Annotated in this window: 17 protein-coding genes and 3 pseudogenes; 7 read left to right on the top strand and 13 right to left on the bottom strand. The window is 68.0% G+C overall.

Annotation, left to right across the window (positions count from 1 at the left end):
• Nucleotides 1-125: 125 nt before the first annotated feature.
• Together ABEA82_RS38140 and ABEA82_RS38135 are read right to left on the bottom strand one after the other, a co-directional pair.
• Nucleotides 126-359: a hypothetical protein gene (locus tag ABEA82_RS38140; RefSeq protein ID WP_425588596.1), complete on the bottom strand. Its 234-nt coding sequence runs from the start codon at nucleotides 357-359 to the stop codon at nucleotides 126-128.
• Between the two features lie 167 nt (nucleotides 360-526).
• Entirely contained in the window at nucleotides 527-1,186 is a 660-nt protein-coding gene (locus tag ABEA82_RS38135) for a cysteine hydrolase family protein (RefSeq protein WP_345666348.1), read from the bottom strand.
• Between the two features lie 54 nt (nucleotides 1,187-1,240).
• On the opposite strand from ABEA82_RS38135, the gene ABEA82_RS38130 reads away from it, so the two are divergent.
• Nucleotides 1,241-1,753 carry a PadR family transcriptional regulator gene (locus tag ABEA82_RS38130; protein WP_345666347.1) on the top strand — a complete coding sequence of 171 codons (513 nt, stop codon included), beginning with the start codon at nucleotides 1,241-1,243 and terminating at the stop codon, nucleotides 1,751-1,753.
• Between the two features lie 464 nt (nucleotides 1,754-2,217).
• Nucleotides 2,218-2,426 (top strand): annotated as a pseudogene (locus ABEA82_RS38125) (transposase); the annotation flags it as partial.
• A 204-nt stretch (nucleotides 2,427-2,630) separates the two neighbouring features.
• Here ABEA82_RS38125 and ABEA82_RS38120 read toward each other — a convergent pair.
• Nucleotides 2,631-2,972: a hypothetical protein gene (locus ABEA82_RS38120; RefSeq protein ID WP_345666346.1), complete on the bottom strand. Its 342-nt coding sequence runs from the start codon at nucleotides 2,970-2,972 to the stop codon at nucleotides 2,631-2,633.
• 418 nt (nucleotides 2,973-3,390) lie between these two features.
• On the opposite strand from ABEA82_RS38120, the gene ABEA82_RS38115 reads away from it, so the two are divergent.
• The 3 genes and pseudogenes from ABEA82_RS38115 (at nucleotide 3,391) to ABEA82_RS38105 (ending at nucleotide 5,004) form a co-directional block, all read left to right on the top strand.
• Nucleotides 3,391-3,639 carry a hypothetical protein gene (locus tag ABEA82_RS38115; protein ID WP_345666345.1) on the top strand — a complete coding sequence of 83 codons (249 nt, stop codon included), beginning with the start codon at nucleotides 3,391-3,393 and terminating at the stop codon, nucleotides 3,637-3,639.
• Nucleotides 3,640-4,237: 598 nt separating this feature from the next.
• A pseudogene (locus ABEA82_RS38110) lies at nucleotides 4,238-4,522 on the top strand (transposase); the annotation flags it as partial.
• A gap of 122 nt (nucleotides 4,523-4,644) precedes the next feature.
• The gene (locus ABEA82_RS38105) at nucleotides 4,645-5,004 is read left to right on the top strand and encodes a BAR domain-containing protein (RefSeq protein WP_345666344.1); all 360 of its coding nucleotides are present in this window, start codon (nucleotides 4,645-4,647) and stop codon (nucleotides 5,002-5,004) included.
• Nucleotides 5,005-5,032: 28 nt separating this feature from the next.
• Here the strand turns inward: ABEA82_RS38105 and ABEA82_RS38800 are convergent, their stop codons facing one another.
• Complete coding sequence (locus ABEA82_RS38800; protein WP_425588595.1) at nucleotides 5,033-5,503, bottom strand: hypothetical protein; 471 nt, start codon at nucleotides 5,501-5,503, stop codon at nucleotides 5,033-5,035.
• Nucleotides 5,504-5,519: 16 nt separating this feature from the next.
• Here ABEA82_RS38800 and ABEA82_RS38095 point away from each other — a divergent pair.
• A pseudogene (locus ABEA82_RS38095) lies at nucleotides 5,520-5,675 on the top strand (Ku protein); the annotation flags it as partial.
• A gap of 181 nt (nucleotides 5,676-5,856) precedes the next feature.
• Here the strand turns inward: ABEA82_RS38095 and ABEA82_RS38090 are convergent.
• From ABEA82_RS38090 to ABEA82_RS38070, 5 genes are all read right to left on the bottom strand, one after another.
• Nucleotides 5,857-6,954 carry a tetratricopeptide repeat protein gene (locus ABEA82_RS38090; RefSeq protein ID WP_345666349.1) on the bottom strand — a complete coding sequence of 366 codons (1,098 nt, stop codon included), beginning with the start codon at nucleotides 6,952-6,954 and terminating at the stop codon, nucleotides 5,857-5,859.
• A gap of 906 nt (nucleotides 6,955-7,860) precedes the next feature.
• Complete coding sequence (locus ABEA82_RS38085; RefSeq protein ID WP_345666343.1) at nucleotides 7,861-8,097, bottom strand: hypothetical protein; 237 nt, start codon at nucleotides 8,095-8,097, stop codon at nucleotides 7,861-7,863.
• A 143-nt stretch (nucleotides 8,098-8,240) separates the two neighbouring features.
• On the bottom strand, nucleotides 8,241-8,447 hold the full coding sequence (locus ABEA82_RS38080; RefSeq protein ID WP_345666342.1) for a hypothetical protein: 207 nt from the start codon (nucleotides 8,445-8,447) through the stop codon (nucleotides 8,241-8,243).
• Nucleotides 8,448-8,463: 16 nt separating this feature from the next.
• Entirely contained in the window at nucleotides 8,464-8,718 is a 255-nt protein-coding gene (locus tag ABEA82_RS38075) for a hypothetical protein (protein ID WP_345666341.1), read from the bottom strand.
• 1,435 nt (nucleotides 8,719-10,153) lie between these two features.
• Nucleotides 10,154-11,164, bottom strand: a complete 1,011-nt coding sequence (locus ABEA82_RS38070) for a winged helix-turn-helix domain-containing protein (protein WP_345666340.1) — start codon at nucleotides 11,162-11,164, stop codon at nucleotides 10,154-10,156.
• 235 nt (nucleotides 11,165-11,399) lie between these two features.
• Between ABEA82_RS38070 and ABEA82_RS38065 the strand changes: the two genes are divergently transcribed.
• The gene (locus tag ABEA82_RS38065; RefSeq protein WP_345666339.1) at nucleotides 11,400-11,780 is read left to right on the top strand and encodes a hypothetical protein; all 381 of its coding nucleotides are present in this window, start codon (nucleotides 11,400-11,402) and stop codon (nucleotides 11,778-11,780) included.
• 681 nt (nucleotides 11,781-12,461) lie between these two features.
• Here the strand turns inward: ABEA82_RS38065 and ABEA82_RS38060 are convergent.
• The 4 genes from ABEA82_RS38060 to ABEA82_RS38045 all read right to left on the bottom strand — a co-directional run bounded on the left by ABEA82_RS38060 (nucleotide 12,462) and on the right by ABEA82_RS38045 (nucleotide 16,241).
• Complete coding sequence (locus tag ABEA82_RS38060; protein WP_345666338.1) at nucleotides 12,462-13,766, bottom strand: MFS transporter; 1,305 nt, start codon at nucleotides 13,764-13,766, stop codon at nucleotides 12,462-12,464.
• A gap of 77 nt (nucleotides 13,767-13,843) precedes the next feature.
• Nucleotides 13,844-14,743, bottom strand: a complete 900-nt coding sequence (locus ABEA82_RS38055; RefSeq protein WP_345666337.1) for a dihydrodipicolinate synthase family protein — start codon at nucleotides 14,741-14,743, stop codon at nucleotides 13,844-13,846.
• Between the two features lie 96 nt (nucleotides 14,744-14,839).
• Complete coding sequence (locus ABEA82_RS38050) at nucleotides 14,840-15,547, bottom strand: B3/B4 domain-containing protein (protein WP_345666336.1); 708 nt, start codon at nucleotides 15,545-15,547, stop codon at nucleotides 14,840-14,842.
• Nucleotides 15,548-15,593: 46 nt separating this feature from the next.
• Nucleotides 15,594-16,241 carry an FMN-binding negative transcriptional regulator gene (locus tag ABEA82_RS38045; protein ID WP_345666335.1) on the bottom strand — a complete coding sequence of 216 codons (648 nt, stop codon included), beginning with the start codon at nucleotides 16,239-16,241 and terminating at the stop codon, nucleotides 15,594-15,596.
• Between the last annotated feature and the right edge of the window lie 18 nt (nucleotides 16,242-16,259).

Here is a 16,259-nt window from a genome sequence, read left to right as displayed (position 1 = left end):
ATCGCCGCAACATCGTCGCCGTACACACCGGGGTGTGCTGGGGTGCCGGCGTGTACGAAGTGCAGGCCGGACACGGTGCTCGGCATCGAGGTCTAAGCGCTGCGCGGCCGGCGCCCTGAGGTCTTCTAGGCCGGTTGCTTCTTCGCGGTCTTCTTCTTCGGCATCTCGTGCACGTCGGCGTCCTCGCCACGCGAGGCCCGGGCCTGCTGCACGGACTCGTGCAGCGCGGCCATCAGGTCGACGACCTGCCCCGGCTTCGACTCCGGCTCCTGAAGTTTCGGCGGCTCGCGGTCCTCCCGCTTGTGCCGGTCATACCACGCGCCCCGGGGGATCTGCCGTGACGTCTCCGGGCCCGGCATATGGAGTTGCGCTGTTCAACGACAGCGCGTCTCCGGCGTCACCCCCGGGGTTGCCGGCTGCGGTTGAGCTGAGTGCGGGTCATGTCAGAGGCGGGTTCTACGCTCAGAGGCTCTGCACCAGCTGAGCTAGTGCCGCATCAGGCAACGTTCGCCCGCTACTCGTCCTCTCATGCCGGGGTGACAGAGGTCAGTCGGTTGGTGATCTCTTCTGCGCTCAGCACGAGGGCGAAACCCTTGCGCAGGACTGCGAGTTCAGGTTCTTGCCGGGACTCGTCGTCGGTTGCCGTGACGTCGGAGCCGAAGACGACCTTGTAGCCACGTTCGTATGCCTGCCGGGCCGTGGTGCCGCAGCAGTAGTTGGTGAGCGTTCCCGTGACGATGACCGTGTCGCGCCCGAGGTTACGCAGCATCGTATCGAGCGGGGTGTCGTAGAACGCCCCGTAGGAGGGCTTGCGGATGAGGACCTCGTCGGGGCGGCGGCCCATCGGGGCCCACACCTCGGCAGGGCCCGGTCGGCGCCAGTCGGTGTCGGCGTGCGGGAGGAACCGCAAGGCGTGCGGCCGGTCCAGTCCGAGATGGGTGTCGTCGAAGATGGTCCAGATCACCGGGACGGAGGTCGCCCGGCATTCTTCGACCAGTTGGTGCAACCGGGGCGCCATCCGGGTGGCCGCAGGCACCCAGTAGGGACTCCAGCCGGGCCGGACGAATTCGTCTTGCATGTCGATCACCAGCAGTGCCGCCTGTTCAGACGGTATGTCGAACGATGCCCGGCCACGCTCGTAAGCATTGCGCGCCCGTGTGATCACCCATTCCTCGGTGTATGTCATCCTGGCTCCTGCCTCGATCCGAGGTACCTCGCTCCGATGTGCGAGAGTAGCAGCATGCTCGAACTCGCGATCCTGGGATTCCTGGCCGAGGGACCGCTGCACGGCTATCAACTGCGCCACCGGATAGAGCACTTGTCCGGCCATGCCCGGCCGGTCAGCGACGGCAGCCTCTACCCGGCGATCAACCGGCTGGTCAGCGCCGAATTGCTCGACCGGCGGACCGAACCGGGCTCCTCAGCCGCTCCGCGGCACACCCTGAGCCTGACTAATGCCGGCCACTGCGAGCTGCTGCGCCGACTGCGGGATGCCAACGGCCTGGACATCAGTGACAGCACCCGATACTTCACGGTCCTGGCCTTCCTGTCTCACCTGCCCGACACCGCTGACCAGCACGCGGTACTGCGCCGGCGACTGGATTTCCTGGAACAGCCCGCGAGCTTCTTCCACGACGGTGACCGCCTACTGGGCGCCGACGACACCGACGACCCCTACCGGCGCGGCATGCTCACCATCGCCCGCGCCACCAGCCACGCCGAAAGGACCTGGCTCCGGGAGACGTTGGCCTGAAACCGCACCCGCAGGCACCTCGCCCGTTCTGCACCCGGACGCCTCCCCTAGGCGTGACCGGGCCCCAGCGGGGCGCGATCGCAGAACAGCAAGCCGGCTTGGACAACGCCAGCCGTACCAGTTCTTCCGGCTGGTAGGTCAGGATCGCCCGTGAGGCGAACAGCAGGGCGCTCTTGGTGGCATCCAGGTAGCGGTCCGGATGCCGCACCCAGTTGGGCTCAGACACAGCCGAGGGATGGGCAAGGGCTGTGCCTGCCAGCCGTCGGACAGCCCGGCCGGGCAGGGGGCCATGACCACCAGATTCTTCACGCTGGCCGCGGCCGACAGGATCGGGGAGTGGGTGGTGACCACTACTTGAAGATGCCCGGCCAGCTGGGACGGGTCACTGACAGGCCGGCGGCGCAAGGCCCGGGCCCGACCGGCTCCTGTCCGCGGCCCAGGGCCAGGCCGAGGTGGACTGGCTGGTCGCCCTGGACTCCACGATCGTCAGGGCTCATCAGCACACCGCCGTCAAAGGGGGCTCGAGGAACGAGGACTCGGACGCTCCCGCGGCGGGCTGACCAGCAAGATCCACCTCGCCTGCGACGGACGGGGACGACCGCTGGCCTTCACCCTCACGGTCGGCACCCGCAACGACTGCACCCAGGCCGAGGCCGTCATCGACGCGATCCGGGTCGCCCGGCCCGGGCCGGGAGCGCACGTCCACGCCGGCGGTCATCGCCGCGCGAAGCGCGGTGAGGTGGTCAAGCTCTTCCGAGACCAAAGCTGATGGCACCTGGCCACACGGTTCGGGGCATGACAGAACTCCGCGAGCTGCCCCGAGCAGCACCAGGCTATGGAGGTCACCTGTGTTCCGCATCTGCGGAATGGTTCGTCCCTACTTGATCGCCCGCTTGCCGCTGAGGATCTTGGTCACGTAGACGTTCCCCTCCGACTGGGCCATGCGCTGACTGAATTGGTACCCCGTCGTCTGAATGCGTCCGGTAACTGTGTCGGTGACTGTGTACCGGTACTTCTCCAGGCTGGTCGTGTGGAAGCCGGCAGTATCGATGTTCTCCTGCACGTCCACACGGAACCGCTCGCGCGTCACTGGCGCGTCCGGCAGCTCCGGGCCCAGCCCTTCGGCCATCCGCCGCGCCGCCGCGACTCGCTCACGGAATGGCAGCTTCTTGATCTCCTGCCGCTGCTGCTTCTTCAGCGCTCGGGATTCCTTGGACATGGCGGACCTCCCTGCCTCCCCGTGCAGCACCAGCCTACGAGCGCCACACAGCTGGTGCACCACACTGTGTATCCCCGCAGCCACAGCGGCAGGTATTGAGACCGCCCGCACGCGAGACACTGGCCCGACCGCCGTGGCCACGATCGACTACGGCCCTGATCGCCATCTCCGGCCCAACCGGCGGCATCGCGAAAGTGCTCACTATCGCCCAGAGGCGCACGGGAAGGATGCCCATGCCAGATGTGCGAAGTGGCCGCAGATGTGCGTATCGGTGACTACCGTTTCTTCTCCGGTGATCGACAGGGGGCGGGTGTGCAGACGACGTCGCCGCGTAAGGGCGAGAACATGTCGCTCTTTACCGATCCACGCGAGGCGCTGCCAGCGGCGGCAGCCGCCCCTCAAGCCGGGCGGCAGGCTGGTGTACTCCACTCTCGCCCACTACCTGAACGGGGCGCCCGCCCAGCCCGATGCAGTAGTTGCCGACATCCCGGCAAAGACACCAGGCGGCGAAGCCACCACGATGCGCCGCTGGGTCCTCCAGGAGCATGTGTGGACCAAACTGCTCGACGAGGCCGGATTCACCAACATGACAGTGGACGTGTTGCCCGCCACTGTCGGGCCGCGCACCGCCGACACGCTGCTGGTGAGCGCCTACCATCCGTCCTAGAGCAGGGCAGGCCGACTCAGCTGTCGAGATGACACGATCCTGGTCACTCGGGCGAGTGATTGACAGCAAAACGACCGCCCCGACACCAGCTGCCTCGGCCAGGAGCAACGCCTTGGAGCGGCCGCGGTACGACGCCAGCCCCGCCAGTAAGTGCCAGCCGTCGACCGCGCTTCTTGCTGGGGCTGTATCAGCACCGGGTCGGCAGGCGGTACGAGGCTGACTGGCACCGTCCTGCGCGCCGCGAGGAGGATGTCGTCACGGCCTCACGGTCGACATCGATGCCTCGCCCTTCTCAAGGGAGAGACGCGGGCCCCGGAGGGAGAGTTGGCCATGCCCGGTCCGGGGCCCGACTCGGGGGGAGCCACACGGTACCGAGAGTGCGGCCTGCCCGTCACGTGAGCAGAGCCGTTCGCGGTGGCCGGGCTCGCCCGGGGCGGAGAGGTCGCGTGCACGCGGAGGGCCCGTGCCGGGTGAGTCCGGCACGGGCCCTGGCACAGCCTCCCATGCGGCTACGCGACTGCCCACTCAAGTCCGAAGTCGGCTAGGAGCTGTCCGGGCGATCATGTAACCGCCCCGTGCCTGGGTCGTTGCTGTGGGCATGGGGCGGGGCGATCTAACAGATGCCGAGTTGCAACGGTTGCGACCGTTCCTGCCGGTGAGCAATGGACGTTGTGGCCGATGGCGGGACCACCGACAGGTGGTCGATGGGATCCTGCATCGGGTGCGGACCGGAGTGCAGTGGCGGGATCTTCCCGAGCGGTTCGGCCCCTGGAAGACCGTCTATGAACGCCACCGGCTGTGGTCGGCCGACGGAACGTGGGAGCGTCTGCTGCAGCAGGTCCAAGCCGCTGCCGACGTCGCGGGCGAGATCGACTGGGACATCTCAGTGCGTTGTGGCAAAGGGAGTCCCTGTTCGATGAGCAGGGGCTTCTTCGTGTGCGGGGCATGATCGCCTTGGGGTAGGGGCAGGCAGCGGACGGCTTGTTGTGGATCGAGGAGGGTGCGATGCCGTCGGTGCTGGGGTTGATGGAACAGCGTGAGGCGCGGGCGAGGCAGGATCTGGAGTCCTGGACGGAGGTCCTGGAGCAGGCTCAGGCGGAGGTGGATGCCGCGCGGGAGCGGGTCGAGCGGGCCCGGGTGGGGCGTGAGGAGCTTGTGTCGGTGCTGGCCGGGGAGAGTCCGGTGAATACGCCGGTTCCGGTGCCGTCCGGTGGTGAGATGGCTGACGCCGTGGGATCGGGCGGCCCGGGCGCGGGGCATGGTGAGCGGCCGCCGGACTGGCGGTCAGGCATGGGTGGACGCATACGCAGAGATACTGCTCAACTGATGAGGCAACGGGCTTCCTTGGTCGTGCTGGTGTCGTAACCGCGTCACTACCAAGGGGCCCGTTCTCTCATGCCCACGACCGCACCCGAACCTCCGTCCAGATGATCACCCGCTGCCGCTCGAACATGATCCGGTTTGCCACAACGCACTCAGTGAGTGCTGACACCGGTTGTCGATCGGGAGCGACAGCGCCCGGTGTCCGTGGAGAGTGATATCGCTGAGTTTTGACACCACTTGGGTGCTTGCAGTGGGAGAATCGGAGTGCTCTCCATTGTGAGGGGGTGGGGCCGGTGCCACCCCCTTCGCTGGCTGGGTCACCTGGAACTCCTCGTCGTCGAGGTCTTCGCGGGTCATGGTGTCCATGAGCGCGAGTGCGCTGTCGATCTCCTCGTCGCTGAGCTCGACGGGCGGGGGCAGCAGTCTCCGGGGCCCTGATCTTGTCGGGCCAGCGCATCGCGTGCAGCACGATCACGTCGTCCCGCACCCGCAGCAGGCCCAGCCGCTCCCGGCCGGACCAGGCGTACTTCGCGACGGCCACCTTGCGGCTCCGGTCCAAGCTGCAGGACCTTCCCCTGCCGACGGCCAAGGCGATCGAGATCGTCGCGTTCGTGCCGCTGGACTCCGTCGACCCCCTGAAGATCGGCGAGGGCTACTACCTGACGCCCCGCGGACAGGTGGCCGCGAAGCCGTACAAGCTGCTCCGCATGGCCTTTCTTCCAGGTGGTACTGGTGGAAGCGGATCGAGTGGTCCTCGGTGGCGCTGGCCACGGTGATCGGCACGGTGACCTTCTCTGAACCAAGGGCCTTTGACGGTGGGCTCGCCTGCCCAGGCCATGCCGACGGCCTTGCGTGCCCTGGCTGGGGTGGGGCCGTCCTGGCGGGCGGTCGCGTTCAGGGAGCCCCTTTGCCGGCTCTGGTCTGCCAATAGGCGGCGCATTCACGGGTGACGCGGATGTCGGGGTGGTCTGGTCCCAAGACACGGAGGGAGTCCTCCAGCAGTTGCGTGAAGGCGGTCGCCGCCCCGTCTGCGTCGCCCGCCATGCCTTGGCAGTGGGCGAGGTGACCTCGCGCAGAGAGGGTGTCGGGGTGCTCCCGGCCCAGGAGGCGTACACGCCCGGCTACCACTTCTTCGGCGGCGGCAACAGCGCCCACGGGGTCGCCAGCCTTCCTCAGGGACGACGCGAGCAGGTCCCAGGCTGTGATCGTGTCGGGATGGTTGTACCCCAGTACCCGCACACGAGCCGCCAGGAGCTTCTTCCACGCAGCTGCAGCGCCGGAGTGGTTTCCCGCGTCTTCACGCCAGTGAGCGAGGACGCCCATCGTCGTCAGGGTGTCAGGGTGGTTCGGGCCGAGCATGCGCAGGCAGGCCTCCAGGAGTTCCTCCTGTGTGGCTGCCGCGCTGGCTGGATCTCCGGCCTTACCCCTGTTGTAGGCAAGGCTTGCCCAGGCGCGCAGGGTGTCGGGGTGGTCCGGTCCCAGGACCTGTGTGCGTTCCTTCAGCAACTGTGCGGCCGCGCCAACTGCATCTTCCTCCATCGTCCGTTGAGGAGCAGGAGTGCCTCGGGATGCGGATGCAGGGGAGTTCGGCGCCAGTTGCCGGTCCAGTTGGTCAGATTCGGATGCGACTCTCGCCTCACCCTCCTCATAGGCGCCGGCAAGGTTGTTGCGGGTGTTCAGGGTGTGGGGATGGTCTGCGCCCAGTATCCGCAACTGGTCTGCGAGGGTCTGCTCGTACAGGGGGATCGCGCGGGCCAGATCCCCCGCCTCGTCATAGGCGCCAGCGAGGCTGTTACGGGTGTTCAGGGTGTGGGGGTGGTCTGCGCCCAGTACCCGCAACTGGTCTGCGAGGGTCTGCTCAAGCAGGGGGATGGCGCGGGCCGGATCCCCCGCCTCCTGGTGGGCGACGGCGAGGTTGTTGCGGGTGTTCAGGGTGTGGGGGTGGTCTGCGCCCAGTATCCGCAACTGGTCTGCGAGGGTCTGCTCAAGCAGGGGGATGGCGCGGGCCCCTCAACCACCATTTAGCGATCACCACTGAGACTGTCTCGATGTGTAGCAGGCTCTGTCTGGTGTGATCTGTCAGAGTCTTCTACCATCAGAGGACTGATTGAGGGCGTCTCCCCGGGGGGGCCCGGACCGTTCACGGTCCGGACCACATCCCGGGGACACACCGTCTCAGCCAACTACCGTCTTCGGTGGTCGGGCTGAGACGCGTGTCTCGGAGCGGCCACCCTTCGCAGGAGGATGTCGGCCTTGCGCTCCGGACTTTCGACGCGGATTTTGCTCCTTGCCTTGGTAACTAGCCTTTCGCTACTGGTGGCCTTCGTCGCTGGTGTGCTGTCTTGGGCAGTAGACGGAAGCGTGCCACGCGCAGTGCTCTACGGCGGTGGGGCGTTTGTCGTGTGGATGACCCTTTCTATCTCCCTCTGCTCAGCTCTAGGCCTCCTCGACACGAGCATCGGGCAGCTATGACGGTTGGGGCAGCGAGGGGCGATGCTCCTCCCGCCCTGCCGTGGCCGTCTGACTGCCAGCGGGAATGATCGTCGGAGGTGTGTCGGCTCCAGGATTTCGCCGGCTTCGGTGACCAGCCCTGGGGCGGTCATGTCGTGGTAGCCCCGTGCCTACGCCTTCTACGACCTGCACCGCCCGGCCTACCACGCCTACGCCGCCGCACGCCTCCCGCAAGAGGAGGCCCTGCTCAGTCCCGCGATCGGCGCGAGGTCTGCGAGCGGTTCGCCTTGTGCTCGCTGGCGCACGACGACGTGGTGTCTATTTCCCATCGACACGGGCGTGGCGCCCCGGTAACTCCCGGCCCACCTCAGAACCGCGCGCCCCCGCGCCTACAAGCACCCCGCGCGGCTCACTGTCACGCCTGACGGCGCTCGCTAGAGCGGGCAGTCACCGGTCGGGCAGCTTGCGACGGAGCATGTCCATCGACTTCTTCATGTCCTCGAGCTGGCCACCGTGGACCCGCAGGCGCCACTGCATGTGCTGCATACGCGCGGACATCGCAAGGGAGGCGTACGTCTGTGCCAACTGGGCCGCCCCCACCTGGCCCTCCTGCGCCCTCTTCGCCCAGATGAGAGCCATCTTCTCGTACCCCTCGGCACGCTTGGGCGCTTCGCTCTCGGTCATCCCCAGCCCCCTACAGATCAACAGGACCTCCCGTTGTACCGAACGCACCGCCAGTGGGTGCGCCAGTCTGGGGAGTTTGGCGTCATCTAGCCTCCAGCGAGACACGCTGTCCTGCGGGGTCAGCTACCAGGTGGGAGGCAGGATCAGTCCGGTCGGCAGAGACGACCCGCTCTGCGGCAGGCCATCCGGGCCGTACCCTCAGCATCTGCCAAGTCGACCGTGCCGCCGGTGAACTGCGCACCGGAGAAGTCGACCGCGCCGGCGTTGAACGGCGCACCGGTGAAGATGACCTTGCCGCCGGTGAAGGCGGTCCTCACATTGGAGCTGCAACGCTGAACAAGCTCACTCATCGGCTCAGCGGTACTTTCAAACCGTCTTCACCATGGCCTCGGCCTCTCCTGGGCAGCCGGCCAGCTCCCCAGCATGACGGATGTCTTCGTTGGTCAGGCTGCGCGCGAGGGTGATTGCATCGTGGAGCACGTCGGCGTCGCCCGCGTGGATCGACGCGAAGTAGCACGTCAGGGCCTCGACGCTCTCGCCCGTGGCGGTGAGCAGGTCACAGAGCGGGCCGTACGCCTCTTCGACCCCGCCCTCGGCTGCGGAGCGCAGGAGCTCGGCCACGGTCTGAGGGTCGCGCTTGCCCCACCACAACCGTGCCTGGTTTGAACCGGGCGTGAGCGTCCCCGTCGTCGGCTGCCTCCTGGAACAGTCGCTCTGCCTCAGCCAGGGCTTGGGTAACCCCCAGCCCGTCGGCAAGGAGATGACCGAGGCTGCGCTTACCCGCGGGACTGCCCGCCACGGCGGCTTTGGAACCAGAAGGCGGCGCCGGAGAGAAGCGGTCCCCGGCCATCGGCGCCCTCGAGGCCGTTCTGTAAGAGGGGCGCGCGGCCCGCATCCACGTCATCTACAACGGACTTGCCACCACCGGCGGCGCCTCATCCCCGGTGCCCGCGAGCAGTTCGCCACCGTCATCCTCGCCCGCGTCAGCGCCGGTACCTGGCAGCGGCTCGCCCCGATAGTCGACCCCGTCCCCAGGAGCAGCCCGTTCCCGGGCCGCGTCCACGTCGTCCAGGACGGCACCGCCCACCCAGCCCAGGCGGTGCTGATGACCGACGCCGAAGCCACCAACTGGCTCACCCCACTGCGGCCGGGGGGATCTGACCCACGTCCAGACACACCACGGGCCCCGGGAATGACATGCCCGGGGCCCGAGTTTATGGAGTCACCGCCCGACCCCACGACTCAGGCCTGCACGTCACGCGCCCGGCGACCCGCCTGCGATGCCGCGAGATCAGAGCAGGGGGAACGTCTTGGCGAATCTGATGTACACCAGGGTTATGAACACTCAAGAAGCGTTCTGCGTGCGATGTGGCAGCGCAGACACCAGAGTGACCCGCCTCGACCAGACCAGCGCGGACGGTGCCTGCTTCCGCTGCGACAAGCCTTTCCAGGCCACGCCGTGCCAGCGATGCGGAGGCTTCCGCATCGACGGCTCCTTCGGCGTCTCCGGCTCGCGATTCGAGAACCTACCGGAGACTGTGAAGTGCTGGGACTGCGGGCACCGTAACCCGCTACGCGATCCTGGCCCGGAGTAGACGAACACTCGGCTGTCGGTCCCTCTCCGTACTCTTGGCGCTCAGCCGCTTGGGCTACGCGGCCCGCGCTGGGCCTTGAATCACGGGAAGGGGGGACGCGCAGTGACATCGATCTACCTCTCCTCCGACAACCCCCGGTGGGTGCCGAAGACCGAGGCCGACCTCCAGGCCGCCGTTGACGGCGGCCTGTTCGAGGAAAGCCTTCACCGCTCAAGGACGCGGACCTGCGTGAAGCAAACCTGACAGGCGCGCTGAACCTGCAAGCAGAGCAGCTGGCTACCGCCATCATCGACTCGACCACCAAGCTCCCCTCGCGTCTTGCCCAGGTACCAGCCGTCAAGGAGCGCATCGCCGAACTTGCCCACTCCCTATAGGTGCCTATTTTTGGACGTCCAGCTCACGCACCGCAAAGGGACGGAACTAGGCGAGAGTGCGCCGTTCGCGAAATGTGCGGCGCACTCTCAAGCGGTGGTGTTGAGGAGGCTGGTGCCCAGCGGGGTCGTGGTGTGGAGGGCGGTGTTGTGGTGGCGGACGGTGGTGGTCAGCCCGGCGGTGCGTAGAACAGTCGCATGCTGGCTGGCGCTGGCCGGGGAGATACCGGCGTGGCGGGCGAGTTCGGTGGTGGTGCAGCCGGGACGATGGGCGATGGTCCATAACACGATGGCCCGGGTGTGGCCGAGGAGCGTCGTCATGGAGTTGGGGACGGTGCTGAGGACCTGTGCGGTCTCCGTAGGCGGCAGAGCGAGGTCTGTGTCGTCATGGCGGACGGGGTAGGCCAGATACGGCTGAGGTTCTGCGCTCACGCCCAGTACAGGGGATGCGACCCCGAAGACCGATGGAATCAGCAGCAGGCCGCAGCCGGAGAGATGAATGTCGTCGTCCGCACCGTTAGCCATGGCGAGTTCCAGCACAGGCGGCTTCCACTTGATATGGCGGGGGTTGAGTCCGGACAGCAAGGCATGGAGTCCGCCGTGGGCGGCCTGACGTCTACGCAGCGCTTGGTCCGCAACGGCGAGGGCATCAATGCGCTGCTGGTAGGGAGCGATGACGTGCTGGTGCACGTGGGCTGCGACATCGGTCAACTCCAGCAGCATCTCTTTGTCACTGCCGAGCGACTGCGTCCAGGCCGGCACCGGACGCTGATGGTCGCGGCTAGCCCAGACCTCCATGTCCTTCCGGACACGGCCAGCAGACATAGCCCGGATCTGATCCAGCACCTCTCCGATGTCCTTGGCCGCCGGGAGTCCGAGGAAGCCCACCGACCAGCCCGTTGACGGGATCAGATCGAACAACTGCTGCACCCTTGGGGACAGGCGCCGCAACGATTCCCGCCTCCAGGGCCCGAACCGGGTCGGATGGCTGCGTTCCTGCAGTTGCCGCAGCGCGATGTTCAGCTCAAGCAAAGGACGGGGTGCCTCCGCGAAACGGGTGCGGGCCATGTCCTCGGTTGTGAAGTGGATGCGTACCGGCATGGCACGGAGCATGTCCAGGATGTCGTTATTCGGGCTAGCTCAAATCACGTCGACGCTCGATCAGCCGCTCAGCCATCCTGGCCAACATCCCATCGGATCGAAAACAAGCACTGAGCCCACCGGCAGTCGGAGGGCACGACACCCGCCTCTGGAGGTACTCATCATGAAGAACACAGGACGTAGGCTCTCTCTGGCTGTAGCCGCCAGTGCCCTGTCCTTATCGACTGTCTTCACCATGGCCGGCAGTGCACAAGCCGCAGCCACCAACTGGAACGCGACCGACACTCAGGCCGACGTCGTGGGAGCCTGGGCCCACGGCGACTATGCGCTCATCGGTGGCAGCAACGGCGATTGGACCGTGCACGCGACCGTCGAGGACACCAAGGGCGACGGCGCAAGCGCGCGTATGTACTTCCGTTGGCGTTTGATCAATGGGGGATTCAGCGACTCCTGGCGGATCACCGCTTCGGGCAAGGGCAACACCACGTCCGCCAGTGACAGCCTGTACCGCTGGGAGGCCGACACGGAGCAGCCCTTCGAGGTGAAGGAGTGCATCGTCGACAACGGCTGGGAAACAGATTGCGGTGGATGGGACGTACCGCACCCCTTGAACTGATCAGGGAACCGACGAAATGCGGCTCCCGAGGTGACGGAATGCGGGGAGCGGATGCAGCGGGACGTACGACCGCCGCGTGTCCGTCGGCGCTCGCGCCGCGCTGGGTTCCCAGACTGGGAACGCGGGACCTGCTCGGGGATCTTGGGGCGCTCCTGGAAGGTGGACTCGGTGGCCAGCGCCAGGACCCAGTTGGTTCCCAATCTGGGAACCGACCGTGACCACCCATACCGACGACACCGGCGTACCGGAGTTCACCGGGAGACCCCACAACCCTTCACGGGATGCTCACGCCCCTGGGGGTCGCATTTCAGGAGGTCAGCGAATTCCGTCGGTTGGCCCTGCGCACCGCCGCCGGTAGTTCCAGTGAAGTTGACGCGCCATCAGACCCACGACACTTGCGGGCGTTGAAACACGAGGTCTGTTCACCATGTTGCACCCCCCCCGGCGGCTCGGGGCGTCACCCGAAAGTGAGTAACAGCGCTTCGCCCGGCCGACACCCGTTGTCCCTGCGCACTGCCGGACCGGCGGGGAAGGGCACGGTCACCCACCAGCCTTCAACGCCGACCGCGGTTCCGCTCTACCGGACCCGCTTTACTGGTGAAGAGTCAGTATTCGAATCATGCAGTACTCGGTGCACGTGCCGTCGGCGATCCGCTGCGTAAACGGCGTTTGGCCGTGCGCCTATCCGCGGTTCGAGCAGTCGTGTATGCGGTCCGTGGGCCCGGTCGGGTGCGGTCGTCCGTTCTCGGGCTGGGTGTGCGGGGATGCGGGGCCGCAGGGAGCGTTGTACCGGCGGTTGTGGCGGCGTTCTGCGAGGGAGAGCAGGGTGCTGGCGATGGTGAGCGCGACGGCCAGGAGAAGAGGGAGTGCGGCGCTCGTGCTGATGAGGGCGCCGGCGGCTGCTGTTCCGGCTGATCCGGCGGTGATCTTCAGAGCGCCGACCCAGACGAAGATCTGTCCGCGGGCGTTGTCGGGGGCGTATTCGTTGCGGGCGGCGAGGGTGGCGGCGAAGAAGTAGGCGTTGGCGATGCCGGCGGCGGCGTAGGCGGTGACGGCGAGCGGGAAGGAGGGGGTGAGAGTGATCAGGAGGAGGGTGGCGGCGACCGTGGCGGCGAGGTGGGTGGTGAGCCGGTCGGCTTCGGTGTGGGAGGGGCGGATCATGACGCCTGCGGATCCGGCGAGGTTGCCCAGGCCGTAGGCGGCGGTCAGGATGCCGGCTGCGGCGGCGCTGACGCCGAGGGTGTGGGTGCTGGAGACGGCGGTGACGGGCAGGGCGGCGACGCTGAAGGCGACGGTCACGGTCAGATACAGCGTGCGGCGCAGGGGGCCGGAGGCGAGGATGCCTGTGAGGGTGCGGAGGGGGCGGGGGACGTCTGCGGTCTTGCCGGGAGCAGGGGCGTAGGGCAGGAAGCGGATGACGGCGGCGGCGATGTAGCAACCGGCAGCCAGGGTGAGGGCTGCGGTGGCGGGTGAGGCCCAGGCGGAGACGGCGGCGACGAGGGTGGGGCCGACGGTTCCGCTGATGCCGTAGGTGGCCACGTCCCAGCCCTGGGCGCGGCGTTGGCGTCGCTGGCTGGGGCCGGCGATGGCGGGCAGGCGGCTGCTGATGCCTCCGGTGAGCAGAGGTCCGAAGAGGCCAGAGATGGTCAGGAGGACGGCGGTGACGGCGGGGTGGGTGTGGGGGTAGAGCAGGACGGCGGCGGCGAGAGTGGTGCCGTGGGCGAGGGAGGCCGCGGCGATGACGGTGCGGCTGTCGCGGGCGGTGTCCAGGCTGCGTGCGACGAAGGGGCCCAGGAGGTGGGGTGCGGTGATGCAGGCGCCCAGGGCGCCGGCCAGCCAGCCCGAGCCCCCGCTGGTGTTGACCATGAGCACGATGGCCACGACGGCGCCGCCGTCGGAGGTGCGGGCCAGTGTCGCGGCGATGACGTAGCGGGCCAGTGGGCCCCAGCCGGGCTCGTCGACGGGGTGGTCGGTGCTTGGGCGCATGGCCGCGCGCTCTCCTGTGGTGATGGCGGGCAGAGGAAGGGCGCCGCCCCCTCAGGTCGAGGGGGGGCGGCGGGCTGTCACGTGGTGAGCTGCAGCTGCTCGATCACGGTGGCGAGGTGGGCGCGTTCCTTGGCGTCCAGGCCGCGCAGGGGCAGCGGGAGGTTGCGGTGGGCGGTCAGACCGAGGTGGGCTGCGGCCGCGGCGACGACGCGCAGGGATCCTCCGTGCTGGGCGAACAGGTCCCACAGGGGCTGGAGGCGCTGGGATTCTTCGAGGGCCTGCTCGTGTCGGCCGGCCTGGGCTGCGCGGGTGAGGGCGAGGGCCGGCTGGGGGAAGGTGCCGCCGATCACGGAGTACCAGGCGTCGCAGCCCGCGTGCAGACCTCGCGCTGCGGCGGCGTCTCCGCTGATGCCCACGGTCACCGTCTCGGGCAGGAGCCGGCGCAGATGCTCGACACGGGCCCGGGCCTGTGCGGGGTCGTCGGGAAGGGCGGGGATCTTGATGGATGCCACCTGCGGCAGCCAGGCCAGGCGGGTGTACAGCTCGTCGGTGAAGGTGAAGTGCGTGGTGCCGGGGTTGTCGTAGATCACCAGGGGGACCGACAGGTTCGCGGTGACCTCTTCGAATAGGCCGAAGACGTCGTCGTCCGTCAGTGGCTGGTAGGACACCGGCGCCAGCAGGACTCCGGCGGCGCCGGCGTTCTGGGCGTCCTCAGCCGTCTGGAGCACCTGGCGGGTGCGCAGGGCCCCGATGCCGACGATGACCGGCACCCCGTCGGCGTGCTCGACGGCGATGCGGGCGACACGGGCGCGTTCCTTGAGGGTCAGGTAGGCGTAGGAACCGGTGGAGCCCAGTGCCCCGATCGAGTCGACGCCGGCGGTGGCGAGCCGTCCGACCAGCGAGGCGAACGCCTTCTCGTCGACGCTGCCGTTGCCGGGAATGGGGGTGAGCGGGAAGGCGCTCAGGCCGGTGAACAAGACGAACCTCCAGGGGCTGCGGGTGGCCTTCAGTGGTGAGCTGCACCTTGCCCACCGTGTGCGGTGCCGTTGTGGCAGGCGGGCCGGGGGTGGTGCTCAGGCGGTGGTGTCGGGGTGGGCGGGGCTGAGGTAGTGCACGGTGCTCTGCTCGCAGTGCGGCTGGAGCAGGGCCTGCAGCTCGTTGGCCGCGGTCTTGAGCAGGTGCCCGTCGCGGGTGGCGGCGACGGTCTCCAGGACGAATGCGACGTGCGTGGAGGCTTCGGTGACGCGGGTGCGGTGGGCGTCGCGGTGGTTCCAGTGCCGGGTGAGCACGTCGGTGGAGTCGGTATAGATGATCTCGCCGGGCTTGGGGTTCTCGACCGTGTCGGGTTCGCCGAGCGGGGTGAAGGTCTCGCTGCCGTCGGCGTAGCGGATCTCGACACCGTCGGTGACGTGGTCGAGGTCGAAGGCGCCGGAGGGCAGGCCGTGGCGGACGGAGACGGCGTTGTAGGAGTCGACGGCCGGGTTGATCCGGGGCAGGGTGCCCTTCTTCGCCATGCGGCGGCCGAGCGCGTCGACGCTAGGGCGGATGCGGCGGGGGTTGGTGCCAAAAGAGCGGTAGGCGGTGTGCCATGCCTCGATGCGCGGATCGCTCTCGTCGGCGGGCTGCCAGGCACCGCCGGCGAGCTGCGCCTCCAGGTCCTCCAGCGCGCTGGAGGTCGCGGGCCAGGGCTCGGTGCCGCGCAGGCCGGTGGCGGTGACGATGGCGATGAGGGTGTCGGGGAAGGCGTCGGCGACAGCGGGGCTGATATGGAAGATGGTCATCGCAACGGGATCCGTTCCGTGAGGGCGAGCGGGGTCAAAAGGTCGGTCAGGCTTTCCAGGTACCGGTGCGGTCCAGCCGGCGCCTTTGCTGGGCTGCGGCGGACGCGTCCAGGCCCTGGCCGCGTCCGGTGAGCCGGCGGGCGGTGTCGGCGCGCTGCGCGACGGGCTTGTGGTCGTCGTACTTGAACTTGGCGCGGACCTCGGTGACGTCCAGGCGCAGACCGCGGATTCCGGAAAGCATCCGCCCGTAGGGCGGGCGGCCGGCCTCGATGGGTGCGTGGTCGCCGTCCGGCTGAAAGTGGGCCATCTGCCGACGCAGCAGCTCGGCCTTGACCTCGGGCTCGTCGACGATGGTGGCCTGGCAGGTGAACTGGACGGCCGCGTAGTAGCTGGTGGGGACGCCGACGGTGGGCGGCACGTCCGGCTTGGCGCGCCAGGGGCCCGGGACGAAGGCGTAGTCGCCGGTGACGGTGAACGTGACGTTCGGATCGACCTCGATCGTCTCCCAGACGGGGTTGGGCCGAGCGAGATGGACCAGCAGGGCTGTGCCGTCGACGGTGAAGTGGGTGGGCACGACGATCGGGGCGTGTCCCAGCAGGCCGTTGACGCTCAGGATGCCGAAGTCGTGACCGTCGGCGATCCAGGTCTGCCATTCGGCGTCGTCCAGGGCGGCGTCCCAGGGCTGGATGAACATCACGGAGGTCCTTCCGCA

Origin of the sequence: Streptomyces venetus, from assembly GCF_039540295.1 — a bacterium.
GTDB classification, from domain to species: domain Bacteria; phylum Actinomycetota; class Actinomycetes; order Streptomycetales; family Streptomycetaceae; genus Streptomyces; species Streptomyces venetus.
This window is presented reverse-complemented; position numbering and strand designations above follow the sequence as displayed.

What these genes read in the sequence shown, in the direction of transcription:
- ABEA82_RS38120 (WP_345666346.1), bottom strand. Translation starts at nt 2,972, where the DNA reads ATGTCCAAGGAATCCCGAGCGCTGAAGAAGCAGCAGCGGCAGGAGATC.
- ABEA82_RS38065 (WP_345666339.1), top strand. Translation starts at nt 11,400, where the DNA reads ATGGCCGGCAGTGCACAAGCCGCAGCCACCAACTGGAACGCGACCGAC.
- ABEA82_RS38045 (WP_345666335.1), bottom strand. Translation starts at nt 16,241, where the DNA reads ATGTTCATCCAGCCCTGGGACGCCGCCCTGGACGACGCCGAATGGCAG.
- ABEA82_RS38130 (WP_345666347.1), top strand. Translation starts at nt 1,241, where the DNA reads ATGCTCGAACTCGCGATCCTGGGATTCCTGGCCGAGGGACCGCTGCAC.
- ABEA82_RS38080 (WP_345666342.1), bottom strand. Translation starts at nt 8,447, where the DNA reads ATGAGTGAGCTTGTTCAGCGTTGCAGCTCCAATGTGAGGACCGCCTTC.
- ABEA82_RS38070 (WP_345666340.1), bottom strand. Translation starts at nt 11,164, where the DNA reads ATGCCGGTACGCATCCACTTCACAACCGAGGACATGGCCCGCACCCGT.
- ABEA82_RS38105 (WP_345666344.1), top strand. Translation starts at nt 4,645, where the DNA reads ATGCCGTCGGTGCTGGGGTTGATGGAACAGCGTGAGGCGCGGGCGAGG.
- ABEA82_RS38135 (WP_345666348.1), bottom strand. Translation starts at nt 1,186, where the DNA reads ATGACATACACCGAGGAATGGGTGATCACACGGGCGCGCAATGCTTAC.
- ABEA82_RS38050 (WP_345666336.1), bottom strand. Translation starts at nt 15,547, where the DNA reads ATGACCATCTTCCATATCAGCCCCGCTGTCGCCGACGCCTTCCCCGAC.
- ABEA82_RS38060 (WP_345666338.1), bottom strand. Translation starts at nt 13,766, where the DNA reads ATGCGCCCAAGCACCGACCACCCCGTCGACGAGCCCGGCTGGGGCCCA.
- ABEA82_RS38140 (WP_425588596.1), bottom strand. Translation starts at nt 359, where the DNA reads ATGCCGGGCCCGGAGACGTCACGGCAGATCCCCCGGGGCGCGTGGTAT.
- ABEA82_RS38085 (WP_345666343.1), bottom strand. Translation starts at nt 8,097, where the DNA reads ATGACCGAGAGCGAAGCGCCCAAGCGTGCCGAGGGGTACGAGAAGATG.